At 62.9% G+C, this 504-nt stretch carries 1 protein-coding gene; it reads right to left on the bottom strand.

What is annotated here, in order from left to right:
- Positions 1 to 84: 84 nt before the first annotated feature.
- The gene (locus tag AC5RWU_RS24555) at positions 85 to 333 is read right to left on the bottom strand and encodes a hypothetical protein (protein WP_493986777.1); all 249 of its coding nucleotides are present in this window, start codon (positions 331 to 333) and stop codon (positions 85 to 87) included.
- Between the last annotated feature and the right edge of the window lie 171 nt (positions 334 to 504).

Below are 504 nucleotides of genomic sequence, written 5' to 3'. Positions count from 1 at the left end.
GAAAGCACTGGCTGGTCCCCCCGCCACGCGCCGGCCTTGGTGGCCTTTCCCAATAATTGTCATGAATCCCGGGGTCCTCGCAGATCAGGCTCCGGGATGGACTTGAGGCTTTGGTGGGGTGGCCGGTTCAATGGCCAGGACGGTCACATTGATGTTGCCTGCGGTGAGTCCGGTGCGGCCGATTCCTTCATGGACCGCGGTTTGGAGGCTGTGGGCGACCTCGAGGGCCGGGCGGGCCATGTCGGTGGCGATGTCGTCGGTGGCGATGTCCATGTCGGCATCCACGATCCCGTCCCGGATGATCACCGAGATGCCGTCCGGGCGTGGGTCCATATGCTTCCTCACAGAACTGCTGCCCGTCCGTGGGCATGCTCGCTACCCCTGACGGTAACAAGCGGAGCCCCAGGTCCGCAGCAGGGCCGAAGAAAAGAAAGTTCCGGTATTTCCGTGAGATACAGGGGCGCAGCACGTCTCTAGTGGTGTCCGCAGCATAATGCCACTACC

This window comes from Arthrobacter sp. B0427-1-12 (assembly GCF_059092905.1).
This window is presented reverse-complemented; position numbering and strand designations above follow the sequence as displayed.